Origin of the sequence: Shewanella fodinae (genome assembly GCF_014651955.1) — a bacterium.
Lineage (GTDB): Bacteria > Pseudomonadota > Gammaproteobacteria > Enterobacterales > Shewanellaceae > Shewanella > Shewanella fodinae.
This window is the reverse complement of the sequence record NZ_BMXW01000002.1, coordinates 352,355-366,950: the sequence shown is the minus strand read 5'-3', so window position 1 is coordinate 366,950 and position 14,596 is coordinate 352,355. Positions and strand designations below refer to the sequence as shown.

Annotated in this window: 14 protein-coding genes; 7 read left to right on the top strand and 7 right to left on the bottom strand. The window is 47.4% G+C overall.

The window, feature by feature from the left end:
- Window positions 1-45: 45 nt before the first annotated feature.
- The gene (msrP, locus tag IE064_RS03865) at window positions 46-1,071 is read left to right on the top strand and encodes a protein-methionine-sulfoxide reductase catalytic subunit MsrP (RefSeq protein WP_133039640.1); all 1,026 of its coding nucleotides are present in this window, start codon (window positions 46-48) and stop codon (window positions 1,069-1,071) included.
- Entirely contained in the window at window positions 1,071-1,658 is a 588-nt protein-coding gene (gene msrQ, locus IE064_RS03860; protein ID WP_189616539.1) for a protein-methionine-sulfoxide reductase heme-binding subunit MsrQ, read from the top strand. Before msrP ends, msrQ begins: the two co-directional genes overlap by 1 nt.
- 20 nt (window positions 1,659-1,678) lie before the next feature.
- Here msrQ and IE064_RS03855 read toward each other — a convergent pair whose 3' ends face one another.
- The 3 genes from IE064_RS03855 to IE064_RS03845 form a co-directional block, all read right to left on the bottom strand.
- Window positions 1,679-2,995 (bottom strand): diguanylate cyclase domain-containing protein, encoded by a 1,317-nt coding sequence (locus IE064_RS03855; RefSeq protein WP_133039638.1) that lies wholly within the window; start codon window positions 2,993-2,995, stop codon window positions 1,679-1,681.
- Window positions 2,992-3,990 (bottom strand): ABC transporter substrate-binding protein, encoded by a 999-nt coding sequence (locus IE064_RS03850; RefSeq protein ID WP_133039637.1) that lies wholly within the window; start codon window positions 3,988-3,990, stop codon window positions 2,992-2,994. The genes IE064_RS03855 and IE064_RS03850 overlap by 4 nt, the downstream gene beginning before the upstream one ends.
- Before the next feature lie 259 nt (window positions 3,991-4,249).
- Complete coding sequence (locus IE064_RS03845) at window positions 4,250-4,567, bottom strand: hypothetical protein (protein ID WP_133039636.1); 318 nt, start codon at window positions 4,565-4,567, stop codon at window positions 4,250-4,252.
- A gap of 192 nt (window positions 4,568-4,759) precedes the next feature.
- On the opposite strand from IE064_RS03845, the gene IE064_RS03840 reads away from it, so the two are divergent.
- Window positions 4,760-5,254, top strand: coding sequence for a putative 4-hydroxy-4-methyl-2-oxoglutarate aldolase (locus IE064_RS03840; protein ID WP_133039635.1), 495 nt, complete (start codon window positions 4,760-4,762; stop codon window positions 5,252-5,254).
- Between the two features lie 34 nt (window positions 5,255-5,288).
- A complete protein-coding gene (locus IE064_RS03835; protein ID WP_189616536.1) occupies window positions 5,289-7,127 on the top strand; it encodes an AsmA family protein in 1,839 nt (612 codons plus the stop codon).
- A gap of 73 nt (window positions 7,128-7,200) precedes the next feature.
- Here IE064_RS03835 and IE064_RS03830 read toward each other — a convergent pair whose 3' ends face one another.
- The 3 genes from IE064_RS03830 to gloB all read right to left on the bottom strand — a co-directional run bounded on the left by IE064_RS03830 (window position 7,201) and on the right by gloB (window position 11,537).
- Window positions 7,201-8,754: a methyl-accepting chemotaxis protein gene (locus tag IE064_RS03830; RefSeq protein WP_189616535.1), complete on the bottom strand. Its 1,554-nt coding sequence runs from the start codon at window positions 8,752-8,754 to the stop codon at window positions 7,201-7,203.
- 172 nt (window positions 8,755-8,926) lie between these two features.
- Window positions 8,927-10,474, bottom strand: coding sequence for a lytic transglycosylase (locus IE064_RS03825; protein ID WP_133039632.1), 1,548 nt, complete (start codon window positions 10,472-10,474; stop codon window positions 8,927-8,929).
- Between the two features lie 247 nt (window positions 10,475-10,721).
- Complete coding sequence (gene gloB / locus IE064_RS03820) at window positions 10,722-11,537, bottom strand: hydroxyacylglutathione hydrolase (RefSeq protein WP_229799844.1); 816 nt, start codon at window positions 11,535-11,537, stop codon at window positions 10,722-10,724.
- Between the two features lie 120 nt (window positions 11,538-11,657).
- Here gloB and IE064_RS03815 point away from each other — a divergent pair, with 120 nt between their 5' ends.
- Window positions 11,658-12,377, top strand: coding sequence for a class I SAM-dependent methyltransferase (locus tag IE064_RS03815; RefSeq protein ID WP_189616530.1), 720 nt, complete (start codon window positions 11,658-11,660; stop codon window positions 12,375-12,377).
- A gap of 29 nt (window positions 12,378-12,406) precedes the next feature.
- Window positions 12,407-13,318 carry a LysR substrate-binding domain-containing protein gene (locus IE064_RS03810; protein WP_189616528.1) on the top strand — a complete coding sequence of 304 codons (912 nt, stop codon included), beginning with the start codon at window positions 12,407-12,409 and terminating at the stop codon, window positions 13,316-13,318.
- Here IE064_RS03810 and rnhA read toward each other — a convergent pair.
- Window positions 13,300-13,776 carry a ribonuclease HI gene (gene rnhA / locus IE064_RS03805; RefSeq protein WP_189616526.1) on the bottom strand — a complete coding sequence of 159 codons (477 nt, stop codon included), beginning with the start codon at window positions 13,774-13,776 and terminating at the stop codon, window positions 13,300-13,302. The two genes, IE064_RS03810 and rnhA, sit on opposite strands and share 19 nt — an antisense overlap.
- A 66-nt stretch (window positions 13,777-13,842) precedes the next feature.
- Between rnhA and dnaQ the strand changes: the two genes are divergently transcribed.
- Window positions 13,843-14,577, top strand: coding sequence for a DNA polymerase III subunit epsilon (gene dnaQ / locus IE064_RS03800; RefSeq protein WP_189616524.1), 735 nt, complete (start codon window positions 13,843-13,845; stop codon window positions 14,575-14,577).
- Window positions 14,578-14,596 lie beyond the last annotated feature (19 nt).

Below are 14,596 nucleotides of genomic sequence, written 5' to 3'. Positions count from 1 at the left end.
ACTGTTGTCTAATGGAAATCCATTATTGCTTGAGTGGCATTATCTATGAATCGCAAGTTTATCAAGGGGATTCTGCACCGACCCCGTTGGGAACTGCCGCAATCTGAAGTAACACCCGAAGCGGTATTTCGGGAGCGACGACGCATAACGGCAATGTTGGGGTTTGGCAGTATTGCCGCAAGTCTGCCCGGCTATGTTCAAGCTGGAATATTCGATTTATTTGGTGAACCGCAGGCTTTGGCTCCCACTCGCCAGCTTAATTTCACCGTGGACCAACAATATCAGACGTCAGAAACCCAGACGCCTTACGACAAGGTTATTCGTCACAATAACTTCTATGAGTTTGGAACGGGTAAGCAAGATCCGTTTGAAAATGCGCAAAAGTTTAAAGTCGATCCTTGGTCATTGACGATTGATGGCCTAGTCGATAAGCCGTTGACACTGGGATATGACGACCTTTATAAACTGCTGCCATTGGAACAACGTACATATCGTTTACGCTGTGTTGAGGCCTGGTCGATGGTTATTCCTTGGGTGGGATTTCCGTTGGCAGCATTGCTAAAGAAAGTGGGCGTCAGCAGTAAGGCAACTCATGTGGCTTTTGAAACACTGTTTGATCCAGAACAGATGCCGGGGCAGCGTAACCCGTTGATGGGCGGTGGTATTCATTACCCTTATGTAGAAGGTTTGCGTCTGGATGAAGCTACCAATGAACTGACGTTTATGGCGGTTGGGCTATATGATAAAACCTTGTCGCCCCAAAGCGGTGCGCCTATCAGACTAGTGGTGCCTTGGAAGTACGGATTTAAGAGTATTAAGTCGGTGGTGCGGATCCGGCTGGTAGATAAGCAGCCGCCATCCAGTTGGAATCAACTGGTACCCCATGAATATGGCTTCTATGCCAATGTGAATCCGCAGGTCGATCACCCGCGATGGTCGCAGGCCAGTGAACGGCGGATCGCAGAAGGCGGTTTGTTTAATGCCAAGCGCATCCCGACTTTGCCGTTCAATGGCTACGCAGAGCAGGTGGCTGCGATGTATCAAGGGATGGATCTGAGGAAATTTTTCTGATGTGGCGTATCTCCAGACGGCAATTGTTTTGGTGCAAAACACTATTACATGTTGCGGCCGCTTTGCCTTTGCTGTGGTTATTCTTGGCGGTGAATAGCGATGCCGCTGGCGGCGATCCGGTGCAATATATCATTCATTTTTTAGGTAAAGGTGCGCTCAATCTGTTACTGCTGACGCTGTTGGTTTCACCGATGGCGCGATGGAGCAAACAAGGGATGTTGATGCAGCTGCGTCGGCCGTTGGGGGTGTGGGTTTTTGCTTATGCTTGCTTGCATCTGGCGGCGTATTTCAGCCTCGATCTGTTGTTTGCTTGGCAATTATTACTGCAGGAAGTTGTGAAGCGCCCCTATATTGTGGTGGGTGCTAGTGCTTGGTTAATCCTGTTGTCGCTGGCACTGACTTCCTTTAAAGCGGCACAGCGTAGGATGGGCCGGCACTGGCAACAGTTACATTATGCCGTGTATCCTGCCGTGATACTGGTGGTGGTGCATTATTACTGGTCGGTAAAATCAGAGATTATCGAGCCCAGTATTTATATTATGCTGGCACTGCTGTTGCTGTCACTGCGGTTAAAACCGCTCCGCTAACCGTGCAACGGGGCTGAGTCTTATTCAACCATCTTGATGGGGGGACTGTCTTCGTCCTGGCTCTGCGGTGGTTTACGCTTTTTGCTCTTATACATAGCGGCATCAGCGTGATTCAGCAGTGAGTTGAGGTTGTGCCCATTATCAGGGTAAACGCTGGTGCCAACGCTTAAGCCAATATCCAATGTCTGCCCATAAAGATTGATTGCGCGACCAGTGTCCCGGACTTTATTGGCCACGAGTGCAATCTCTTCGGCGTTGTGCACGGGTTCTAACCACACGATAAACTCGTCACCGCCGATACGGGCGATCATATCGGAAGCGCGTAAATTATGATGCAAGCGCTGGGCGATTTCTTTCAGTACTGCATCACCTGCTGCATGACCGAGGTTGTCATTAACAGGTTTAAATCGGTCTAGGTCGATAAATAGTAATGCCGCTTTTTGTTGCTGACGTTTACAACGCTCGATCGCCAATTCGATTTGAGTCGTCGCTGCGCCACGGTTGAGCACGCCGGTTAAATCATCGTGTTCCGCCATATGGCGCAGTTTTTCCTGCTGCTCTTGTAAACGGTGGGTCTGTTCTTCCACTTCCTGTTGCAGTTGATCGCGCTTTTGCGTTGCGATGAGTAATTCTTGCTTCATCCGGTTAAATTCGTCGGCCACCTCCCCAAATTCTTCATCTTTGGGTATCCTGATAAGACTGAGCAAATCACCATCAGCTAGATCCTTGATGCCTTTTTTTAGCGTGGACAAATGCATGCGGAAACGAGACAGTGTCTGTAGTGAAAACAGCGTGACTAAAACGGCAATAATCGACAACAGAATGCCATTGAAATAAAGATGCTGTATTTGGAATTTCCTTGCGTTATCAATTACCCGGGTTTGTAATCGTAGCAAGTCTTCGCTCATTGATTGGATGATGGCGCTGTACCTTGCTGTCAGCACAGTATTACTGTTTGACTGTAGTTTTTCGCCATTGACGAGATTCTGACGAGAAATATCCAGTAGCACACTGATGTTATCTTCATGGCGCTTAAGATTGTTCAGCAATGTGGCTTCCCGTTCATCCATTTCCAGTTGCTGTGCGGTATCAATGAAATGGCGCAGATTATCCAGCGCTTTAGCGGTGTCGTTGATAGCCTTCTGGTCTTGATACTGTTGCAGTAACCATAAATTGGATCGCAGTAAATCAACACGTAGCTGTACTTCGGTGAGATGATTTATTTGTTCAAATGAACGCACCATCATGGTTCGCTGGTTCAACAGCGCAATGCCATGGGCGAGTGCCAAGATCACACACAAGGCCACCAGTAGTTTCAAGCGTTTTGATATTCTCATTCTTTGCGTACCAGTGGTTTGTGTATTACTTGGTTGAGTGCTGTTGAGTCAATAAATAGACGATAATCAGGGATAGTATGCTTTTTCACCAGATCCGCATTGACGGCCCAGCGACTTTGAGATTGCAGATTGCTGAGCAGCGTATTGCCCAAAGATAGGCGAAATAAGTAATCCGGCCACAAGGTGATCACTTCGTCTGCCGATACTTTAAGGTAGTCTGACACCAATTGTTGTGATTTTTCGGGTTCGTTAATGATGTACTGAATGGCTTCGTCAAGCGCCTTAAGTACACGGATATGCTGCTGTAAGTGACTAGTGGTATCTTCGCGTCGAACCAGCAGATTAAAGGTTAAATTATAAATTCCTTTGGTTTTAAAGCTATAAATCTGCTGCGGATATTGTTGCTGTAACTGAAAGGCAAAGGGTTCCCATATCGAAATGGCATCAACGGCACCAACCAGCAACGCATCCGCTAAGTCGTTTGGTGCGATATCCGTCCGTTGTACTAACTGCTGTGGATAATCGTGCATTAAAAGCAGTGCATCCATAAAATACTCGCTGGCACTGCCTGCCACAATACCAATATGGTGATGTAGCAACTGTTCAGGTCGCTGGATACCGGAAGCCGCTTTCGTCAGTAGTTTTATATCATTATCAGATTCAGCAAAACTGCTGATAATACTGAAGTCATTACGTTGAAAGCTGTTGAACATCACCACCGTTTCAGAGCTGGTTGCCAGGTCGGCATCGCCACGCATTAATGCATCAAAACAATTATTGCCGCCCTTTATTGGCAGTAATTGCACCGTCAGCTGTTGTTTGCTAAAGAACCCCATGCGGTCGGCAATGATAATGGGTGAGGAGAGCGGTGATGTGGATACCGCAATACGTAACGGGCGTTCAGTGGATGAGATATAAGCAGGATCAGCAGATACCCCTAGCCACAACAACACACTGCCTAGCAGTAAAAACAGTAGCAACAGGTATTTTTCCATATTATGCGCACCAACGCCCCGGAAAATTGATAGTGATAACGCCTCTAAATGATAGCGCCTCTAAGTCTAGCCGAAGTGTGTATGAACGCCAGTTGGCAATATGAAGTACTATGAAAATTCCAAAGAATGGCCGGAATGTTTTATCGTGAGGAGAATGGCAAATTTAAATTTGCAATAGTGAAAAATAAATAATGAATCAGTTTGATTTTATAAAACGGTAGCCGCTATTAACTGCGGCCACAGTCAGCGTAATACCAATTTATTTGTTTTGAGAGGCAGACATGTAATTGACAACCTCGTCATAGCTCATATTCAGTTCTTTGGAAAGGTTAATCACTTTGGTTTTAAATGTTTGAACTTTTTCATGCTTTATTTGTTGATGTTGCATTTCATTCACCAGCTCATTCACCGCTTCTTGCAGTAATTGCATACGCTTCAGACTGTAATCCAAGGATTTAAGATAGCGGGTCATTTGCGGCTTATTTCTAGCTTGTTCAAGATCCGTTGAATGCTTTTTATCATATCCATATTCGTCAAGCGCAGCGATAGCGCTCTGCAGATCGAGATCTTTGCTCATATTACTCTCTTAAAAAGTAAACCTTTCAACCAGGATGGGTAAATCACTGCCCAGAAAGAATAGAACAGTTTGGGGAGTTTATATTATTTTCGGCTATTGACTCAAGTAGTATAACTCAGCAGCTTTAACTTGAGACTGACCAATAACGCCGCTAGTCTTATAGGTAAATATGTGTAAAAAGGCTTGTTCATCATGCTGGATTTACTTCCCGAACTATTTGATACCTTTCCCGAACAGATACAGTTGTTACCTCTGCCACTAAAGCAATATGGTGGAAAACGCATATTCTGGGGGGAAGTTGTGACGGTGAAATGCTTCGAGGACAACTCTATGGTGAAACAACTACTGGCCCGCCCAGGAATGGGAAAAGTGCTGGTAGTTGATGGGGGCGGCTCATTGGATAAAGCTCTTATGGGGGATTTAATCGGCCAGAGTGCGGTAGATAACGGTTGGTCTGGAGTGGTGATTAATGGTGCTATTCGTGATGCCGGTGCGTTGGCAAAAATGCCATTAGGTATCAAGGCGTTGGGAACAGTGCCCGTTAAGACTGCTCGCAAAGGATTAGGTGATGTTAATTGCCCATTGGTATTTGGTAACCAAACTGTGACAACGGGGATGTTAATTTATGCTGATGACAATGGTTTGGCTATCAGTAATACAGCATTGGATCTGAGTCTGATAAGCTAACTGACTATCAGGATGCAAGCAAAAGGACTGAAAAATGAAAGTATTGAAGTGGGGTGTTGGCGTATTACTGCTACTGGTAGTGGGACTCGTTTTTTATGTAACGGTATTGTTTGATCCCAATGATTTCAAACCGCAAATTATTGCGGCGGTTGAAAAGCAAACCGGTAGAACCATGACCATAGACCGGGATCTCAGTTGGACATTTTTCCCCTCCTTGGGGATAGAAGCCGGAGGCATTACGCTCAGTAATCCCAAGGACTTTGCGGAAAAACAGATGGTCGCTGTCAATCAGATTGTCGCTAACGTTGCGTTAATGCCGCTACTGAGTAAAGAGATTCAGGTTTCTGAGTTAAAACTGGATGGCTTGCAGCTCAATCTTGAGACTGCCAAGGACGGACGCAACAGTTTTGACGGTCTAACAGGCAAGACTGAAGCGGCAGCCCCAACTAATGCTGGCAAAAGTGGCACCCACAGCAATATCACGCTAGCAGGCCTTAATATTGGCGGCATCAGTGTGAGCAACGCGCAGGTACGTTTACTGGATCGCCAGCAGGGCACTGAGAATATTTTTACCTTGTCGTCCCTCACGTTGGGCAAACTGGCACTGGAGCAATATGCGCCGCTGGCATATCAATTCAGTGGCGAGATGCCACAGATGACAGTTGCCAGTAAAGGGGAGGGACAACTGAAGATTTCAGCAAATTTGCAGCAAGTTGACCTGAAAGATTTCTCGATAGAAAACACGCTGAAAGGGGCATCGATTCCCAACGGTGAAATGCAGGCCAATCTGACAGCGAATATTCATGTTGATACCGCTAAGCAAGTGTTGTCGTTGGTGTTAAGCAAGTTGGACCTCGCGGATATATCGGGGAGCGGTGACATGACTGTCGCCTATGGTAGCAAGGTGCCTAAGGTCGAGGCCAAATTGGCGTTTGCTGATATAGATCTGGACAAATTACTGCCTCCATCTACCGAACCTGAAAAGTCTAGTGAGGCAGCCCAGCCTAAAGTGGTTGATACGGTAGCCACCGAACCCGATCTTAGTGGCATGAAAGCTGTCGATATGGCTTTGGGACTCTCTATTAAGTCATTGAAAGTCGCAGGCCTAACCACAGATAACTGGGTGATGAATGCGCAATTAAATAACGGTATTCTAGAACTGCAGAAAATGACAGCTGACTTGTATCAAGGCAAATTGAGTGCATCTGCTAAGGTGGATGGCCGTAACAAGGTGGCAAGTTACAGCTTCAATTCGTCGCTTAGTCAGGTTAACTTGCGGCCTTTGCTGACTGATGCGGCAAAGGTCGATATGTTGGCGGGAACAGCCAATATCAGCGCCAAAGGTAGTGGCAGTAGCTTGATCCCGGTTAACATCAAAAAGAATCTCGATGTTAATGGTAATTTTAATATTGCTGATGGCGCGTTATATGGCATCAATATACCGTTAATGATCCGTAATGCTCAGGCCAAGCTGAAAGGGGATCTCAGTAGCCCTAAAGGCGAAGAACAGAAGACGGATTTCACCAGTCTTTCAGGTAGTTTCACGGTGAAGGATGGACAGGCCAATAATCCAGACCTAGCGATGTTATCACCTCTTGTGCGTTTGTCTGGCGCTGGTGGTGCCAATTTACTGCAAGAGTCGTTGGACTATCGATTAACAACCGCGTTGGTTGATTCCCTCAAAGGGCAGGGTGGCAAGACCTCTGATAAGTTGGCGGGTGTTGAAATTCCCTTGCTGATCAGCGGGACTTTTGCCCAGCCAAAATTCTCGTTGGATACCGACGCGCTGTTTAAAAACAAACTGAAAGATGAGGCGGAAAAAGCCAAGGACAAACTGAAGGATAGTTTATTTAAAAAGCTGGGCGGCCATTAATAAAGGGCCATGACATAATAAAGAAGTCAGACATAGTCTGACTTCTTTATTTAGAAAACACAGTTAATGCCATTTATTTAAACTGCAAAATCAATTCCTGCTGTCGCTCGCTTTGGCGCCTTAACTCTTCACCATGGGTGCTAGCTTCTTGGCTGTTTTCTTGTAGCTTGGATACTCCACTTTGCAGACGGCAGGAGTTCAGATGCAGTTGCTCTACCGTATAGGCTTGCTCCTCGGTGGCGACTGCGATCTGATGACTATTAGCGGTGATCCGGCCAAGGGCCTGTGCTTCATCATTCAAACGGCTGACTAATTGTTGTTCCAGTTCCATACTGTGCTGGGTCAATGTTTGGCTTTTAGCCATTTCGGCCACAGCCTGACGACTTTGCTCACTCAACTGGTGAATAATGGTGAAAATCTCTTTAGCCGAACCAGATGAACGTTGCGCCAGTGCCCGGACTTCATCAGCTACCACAGCAAAGCCTCGGCCTGCCTCACCGGCTCTTGCTGCTTCAATTGCGGCATTCAGTGCCAAGAGGTTCGTTTGTTCCGACAATTGTTCAATGACTTCTAAGACCGTATTGACGCTAGCGCATTGCTGATCCAGCTCTGCAATCTGTGACGCCACTTTCTGCAATAAGCCACTCATCTCGGAATTGGCCGCGCGACTGGCCTGTAATGCCTTCATCGTGTCTTGATTGCTGGCTTCCAAATTAGTGACGTCCATTGCGGTGTTAGCTGAGGTTGACGCAATTTCCGCAACGGCACTTTTCATTTGGCTGATAGCTGCTGCCAACTCGTCCAGTGCCACCGCCTGTTGTGACAACTCTTGATGATTGGCATCCACAGATTGCTGATGAGATTTCAAATTATGGGTCAGATGTTCACTGGTATCATCAATGCGTGCGGTGATGGCAATGATCTCGGCGCGTTGCATACGAATGCTTAGTTCCGCCGCCGACAGGATATCGGTATCACCAGTATAAATTGCTTGCATCAGTTTACTTTGCTGCACGCTATCGCTGAGTTGCTGCAGTCTGCGGCAACGGGCGGCCAATCTGCCTACACTTAGCCCCATGATCAGCACTGCGAGTAAGGCAGCGGGGATACCTACCGTGGCAGGGATGAATGGCAGTGTCAGCAGCAACAGCGACGATAACGTCCAGCACAGACCGATTTTGGCGGGGAGCGATAATGCGAGTTTAGGAAGCGGCAGTTTGCCTTTTTCAATATCGGCGTAGCAGGCGATCGCACGCTTGACCAAGTCAGGATCGGCTTTGGTACGTACAGACTGGTATTCAAAGATTTTACCCGCCCGGCGGATGGGGGTAATGAAGGCATTAACCCAGTAATAGCCACCATCCTTACGGCGGTTTTTGACCAACCCCATCCAGTTTTTACCTTGCTGGATATCGTGCCACAAATCAGCAAAGGCAGCTTTGGGCATGTGTGGATGGCGTACTATATTGTGCCCATGCCCTATTAATTCCTGTTTACTATATCCACAGATATCGCAGAACAGCTGATTGATATGGGTAATTTTCCCTTTCAAATCAGTCGTGGAAATAATGCGACCATCTTCAGGCACAGCAGTTTCCACATCAGTGATGTAGTTATCTCGCTTCATATCCCAACAGCGCGGTTAATAGTTAGTTTATTTTCATTATCCGAAATTGTGAGTGTCAAAATTGTGACACCTCACTTACGGATTACTATTTGCGCAACTTGAATTATGAAACTTTGATTAAGCTCACTCGAACCGCACAAAGTGTGCGGTTTGCCACAAAATGTACCAATAATTAGCTACCGCTAGCAGTGACATCAACAAATAAAGTGAGTACTTGACCGGGTTGTAAATATTTTTGCCGTTGCAGCTGATTCCACTCCTGCAGTTGCGACACCGTCACATTAAATTTGTCCGCTATTCTGGCCAGTGAGTCACCGTTGCGGACTTTGTATTTCACTGTACGGGTAATTGCAGATTCATCGCTGCTGCGGTTATGCCATAGCACTAATACTTTCCCTGGGTGAAGCGCATCCTTTACCGACATACCATTCCAGCTGGCAATTTCGCTGACACTGAGGTTATTAGCGCGCGCGATTTTCCACAGCGAATCGCCGTGACGCACGGCATAAGTGGTTTTATATTTGCTTTTCAGCTGTTTGTTTTGCAACCGATTATCGGCCGACAGTGGGTAGGCACTGGCATCTTGCAACGACACGGGGATCAGCAGATGCTTGCCTGCGACAATATTGTTGCCTTTAATATCATTGACTGCACGGATGATATCGACGGTGGTTTGGTGCTCTTTCGCTATTAAACCGAGTGAATCTCCGGGCTGGATTTCATAGCGTAGCCAATTTAGACGGTCAGATGGATCAGTTGTGGCCAGCGCAACTTCAAAATCCTGAGCCTTATCCACTGGTAATACTAACTTGAATGGACCTTTAGGTGCTGTAGCCCAGCGGTTGTAGCCGGGGTTGAGTTGTTGCAGCTCGCTGATATCCATCCCCGCTAGCTTTGCGGCCAGCGCCAAGTCAATCTGGCTACCTGTATCGACAACCTCTACCGCAGGTTGATTATCAATAGGCGTTAATTGCACACCATATTTGTCGGCGTGCTTAATCACATCCGCCAAGGCCAGCAACTGTGGGACGTAGCGTTCGGTTTCCTTAGGCAGTGACAATGACCAGAAATCGGTGGGTTTGCCTTGGCTGGCATTGCGTCTGACAGCATTGAGGACGCGGCCTTCACCGGTGTTATATGCAGCGATAGCATAGAGCCAGTTGTTACCGGTTTTACGATAGAGATACTGCATCATATCCAACGCCGCTTGCGTGGCTGCTGGTACATCTCGCCGGCCGTCATACCACCAATTAATCTTTAGCCCGAAATGACGCGCCATTGGTGAGGTGAATTGCCATAAACCAGAAGCTGCCCCTGGTGAATAAGCATAGGGATCAAAAGCACTTTCAACGATGGGTAGCAGTGCCAGTTCCATCGGCAGGTGACGCTGTTCTATCTGATCAACGATAAGGTACAGAAAAGGTGCAGCACGTTCAGATATTTGCTGCAGATGTTTGGGGTTGTGGGTGTACCAGTCGCGATATTGTTGTACCAGCTTGTTATCCGGTACCGGAATGTTCAGTTGATTGCGTAAGCGTTGCCACACGTCGGTTACCGCCAATTGCGGTTGTTGTGGTTCCTGCGGTGCTTTTTGTAGTACCTCGGCGGCATTTGCGGGCGGCTTAGGGGGAGCCGTTTGCGATGACTGTAACGGTACAGTCTGGCAGCCAGCGAGAAACACAACTATCCCCGCGGTTGTGAATAAATTCCGTTGCTTCAAAAGCGCCTATCCTCAAAAAGCTGTCGTGTGACAGAAAATGTTATTGAACCAGCACCGTTGATCTGTCTGACGCAGGTGATAAAGCATGTCAGACGAGTACCGGGAGTGCCCCGGCATGATTTTATTTTCGGCGAGAGGTGCTGGCCGAACTTTTGCAGTACTTCTTAATTATCATAAAGTTATACCACTAGCGCAGAGCTCAATAGCGGACTGAACTGCGCCAAAGCGACCCATTGTAACCAAGAAATCAGTAATTGTCTTTCCACTGTCGGAGAAGTTTTAACCGCGTCACGGCAGAATCTGCAACTGTTTGCCAGTGCTGAGAGAGCACAGCGACCAATCGTTCATCATCGCAATGCAGAAATGGGTTGATCGCTAATTCACGTGCAACAGTGCTGGGTAAGGTTGGCAACTGCAACTGTCGTGTTTGTTGCGCTTGCTCAGTAAAGCTGATTAAGGCCTGGTTGTCAGGTTCAGCAATGGCGGCAAACTTCAGGTTGGAAAGGGTATATTCATGGGCAGGATAGATTTTGGTATCTTGGGGTAACTTGGCAATTTTTTGTAATGAACTATACAGTTGCGCCGCTGAGCCCTCAAATAACCGGCCACAGCCTGCACAAAACAGGGTATCACCGCAAAAAAGTGCGTCGTCGATAACATAGGCAAGATGATCTAATGTATGTCCAGGAACCTGATATAACTGCAGTGATAATTCAGAATTATCAGCGGTGAGCTGGTATTGGCCTTCCTCGTGAAAAGGATGACTGATGCTATCAATCGCTGGATTATCTGGACCATACACAGGTGTCTGTTGGCCAAAATGGCGTAACAACTGATTAATGCCTCCGGTATGATCCCTATGGTGATGTGTGATGAGTATGCCTGCGAGTTGTAGCTGTTTTTGTTGCAGCACCTCCATCACAGGTACTGCATCGCCGGGATCCACCACCCAGACAAGCGTGGAAGCTGCGGGCTGAATACACCAGATATAGTTATCGTTAAAAGCGGCAATCGGAAACACGGAAAAATTTCGATGCTGGGTAGCGGGATATATGGCAGACACTGGAAACTTCCTTAATCGCATGCTAGCTGATCACAATCAATTTTAGCTGTGGCAGAGCTTGCCTACAGCAGTCGTTCATTATTAAGCTATTGTTATCGCTGTAGTCAAATCGGAGAGGTTATGTCCCCAGATCTACATGGCTCAAGCTGGGGTGCACTTCCCGGTGGACAACAATTACGTCATGATCTGGAACTGTCTTTGGCGTATTGGTGGCCGAGAATATTTGGCTATCATTTACTGCAATTGGGTCCGTTAAGTGCTGATTTTGACAGTAGCAAGTGTGCAGTAAAACATCAATTTTCTATTTACCCAGAGTGTGGCGCATCGCTACGCGGTGAGTATTGCCAGTTACCGGTCAAATCGGCCAGCATCGATGCTGTTGCTATGCATTTGCTACTGGAATCGGAGCAAGATCCCTATCGCATTCTGCGTGAAGTTGACCGAGTGCTGGTGAGTGGTGGCTATCTGATCATCAGTGGTATCAATCCATTTAGCAGTGCTTATCTAGGAAAATTACTGCCCAAATATCAACAACGTTGGCCTTGGAATGGTAATTTTTTCATGCCCGCACGGGTGCGCGATTGGCTTGGGTTACTGGGGTATCAGTTGGTTCATGATGAGCGTTTGTGCTATCACGCCTTTATGTCGGACTGGGACTTCCCTTTATTGTTGCGACAATGGCAGCATCGTTGGTTGCCCGGCACGGGTGCCGTTTACTTGTTAGTTGCGCGTAAGCTTGAAGCGCCGCTAACACCGCTGACCAATCGCCAGCGAAAACGCGTCAGCGGCTGGCAGCCCGCGGCCACCGCCGGATACTCCGGACGAATGAAACGAGAGTAGATTGCAAGTCGGAAAGGCAGAAAAATCATATGCGGATAACGCTGAAACAACTGCAAGTATTTGAGGCGGTGGCGCGTAGTGGTCAGGTTGCCAAAGCAGCAGCGATGGTTAATTTGTCGTCGCCAGCAACCTCTATGGCGTTAGCTGAGCTTGAGCGTCAGTTGGCAACTCGCTTATTTGAACGTTCCGGCAATCGCTTATTGCTCAATTCGCAAGGCAGTATGTTACTGCCAATGGCGAGTAAAGTGTTACAACAGGCCTCGGATATTGAGATTGCTTTCGCCAGTCCCGCAGCGTTATTGGCGGGTACGTTGCATGTCAGTGCTAGCAATACCATCGGCAATTTTTTGCTGACGAAAGCGGCGGTGGCTTTTGGTCAACAGCACACCGATGCCAGAATTGAACTTACCATCGATAACACCCGTAATGTCGTGCGGCAGGTGGCAGATTTCCGTGCCGAATTGGGGTTCATTGAGGGATATTGCCTGGACAGTCGTATTGTGGCCGCGCCATGGCACCAGGACCGGCTAAGCATTTTCTGCCATCCGGCTCATCCGTTAGCGGGTAAACAAGTTACACCAGAGCAACTGTCTGGCTGTGCTTGGGTTTTGCGTGAAGAGGGATCGGGAACCCGAGAATATTTCGTTAACAATGCCAATCAACTGGGGTTACACCCGGAAGTAAAATTTAGCTTTCCAACCCCGGATGCCATTAAACAGGCGGTAAAGCAGGGGGCCGGGCTCGGTGTTTTATCAGAGCTAACGATAGAGCGAGAACTGGCAAGGCGCGAATTCGGGATAGTGAATGTGGCGGGGTTGACGTTAACCCGGCCGTTTTACCTGATCCGTCACAAACACCTCAGCTTTACACCGCTTGCCAGTGCGTTTATTGATTTCTGTAGTGATTTTTTGCAGTTATCGCATCAAGTTGAAGCCAAATAACCCTTGTCTGGTGTTTTCGGGTTAGCTTCTGCAGCTTCGCGCGCAAGGGCATCACAACGTTCATTTTCAGGATGACCCGCATGGCCTTTCACCCAGCGCCAGTCGATGTGGTGTTTTTCACTGGCTTTATCGAGACGTTGCCATAAATCGACATTTTTCACTGGTGTCTTGGCGGAGGTGACCCAGCCTTTACGCTTCCAGTTATGGATCCACTGGGTTATTCCCTGGCGCATATACTGGCTGTCGCTGGTCAGGATGACATGGCAGGGTTCTTTCAGACTTTCCAGCGCGACAATCGGCGCCAATAGTTCCATGCGATTATTGGTGGTGAGCGCGAATCCACCAGAAAGTTCTTTTGTGTGTTGTTTATAGCGTAAGACCGCGCCATAACCGCCGGGGCCGGGGTTGCCAAGACAAGAGCCATCGGTAAAAATTTCTATCTGTTTCAGTTCGTTCATCAAGTTGCTAACATAGCCGGCAAAGCAGTCATCTTAAGTTGTTATTGAGTAAGCAGCAAAAATAATATGAATATTGTCTCTAGCGCCGCCCGTCAGATTATTCTCGATACCGAAACTACCGGCATGAATCAAAGCGGTGGCCCTGTATATGTAGGTCATAGAATTATTGAAATTGGTGGGGTGGAGGTGATCAATCGTCGTCTGACAGGCCGCTCATTTCACAAATATATCAATCCACAGCAGGCGATTGACGAAGAAGCGATTGCCGTTCACGGAATTACCAATGAACAAGTCGCCAATGAACCTCTGTTTAAAGATATCTATGAGGAATTTGTTGCATTTATCGATGGTGCCGAGCTGGTGGCGCACAATGCGCCCTTCGACGTGAGTTTTATTGATCATGAATTTTCATTGCTGACGCCTAAAGGGCCGAAAGTAAAGGATCTCTGTGCAGTACTGGATTCATTGGCCATCGCTAAGTTTTTGCATCCAGGGCAGAAAAACAATCTGGATGCGCTTTGTAAACGCTATCATATCGACAACTCCCGTCGTGAATATCATGGCGCTTTATTGGATGCTGAGATCCTCGCCGATGTATATCTGGCGATGACTGGTGGACAGACCAAATTTAATTTAAGTCTGGACAGTGGGCATACCGATGGTGCCGAAGGTGACATTATCCGTCTTGATAACAATCGTTCAAAACTTAAAGTGATCAGTGCTTCTGCCGATGAACTGAGTATGCACGAGCAACGGCTGGATTTGGTGGCTAAATCCGGTAAGTGTCTGTGGCGTAATTAAAACAGGAAATTTCGGGCAG

Excerpts from the sequence above, each read along its gene's own strand:
- msrP (WP_133039640.1), top strand. The coding sequence starts at position 46 with ATGAATCGCAAGTTTATCAAGGGGATTCTGCACCGACCCCGTTGGGAA.
- msrQ (WP_189616539.1), top strand. The coding sequence starts at position 1,071 with ATGTGGCGTATCTCCAGACGGCAATTGTTTTGGTGCAAAACACTATTA.
- IE064_RS03855 (WP_133039638.1), bottom strand. The coding sequence starts at position 2,995 with ATGAGAATATCAAAACGCTTGAAACTACTGGTGGCCTTGTGTGTGATC.
- IE064_RS03850 (WP_133039637.1), bottom strand. The coding sequence starts at position 3,990 with ATGGAAAAATACCTGTTGCTACTGTTTTTACTGCTAGGCAGTGTGTTG.
- IE064_RS03845 (WP_133039636.1), bottom strand. The coding sequence starts at position 4,567 with ATGAGCAAAGATCTCGATCTGCAGAGCGCTATCGCTGCGCTTGACGAA.
- IE064_RS03840 (WP_133039635.1), top strand. The coding sequence starts at position 4,760 with ATGCTGGATTTACTTCCCGAACTATTTGATACCTTTCCCGAACAGATA.
- IE064_RS03835 (WP_189616536.1), top strand. The coding sequence starts at position 5,289 with ATGAAAGTATTGAAGTGGGGTGTTGGCGTATTACTGCTACTGGTAGTG.
- IE064_RS03830 (WP_189616535.1), bottom strand. The coding sequence starts at position 8,754 with ATGAAGCGAGATAACTACATCACTGATGTGGAAACTGCTGTGCCTGAA.
- IE064_RS03815 (WP_189616530.1), top strand. The coding sequence starts at position 11,658 with ATGTCCCCAGATCTACATGGCTCAAGCTGGGGTGCACTTCCCGGTGGA.
- IE064_RS03810 (WP_189616528.1), top strand. The coding sequence starts at position 12,407 with ATGCGGATAACGCTGAAACAACTGCAAGTATTTGAGGCGGTGGCGCGT.
- rnhA (WP_189616526.1), bottom strand. The coding sequence starts at position 13,776 with ATGAACGAACTGAAACAGATAGAAATTTTTACCGATGGCTCTTGTCTT.
- dnaQ (WP_189616524.1), top strand. The coding sequence starts at position 13,843 with ATGAATATTGTCTCTAGCGCCGCCCGTCAGATTATTCTCGATACCGAA.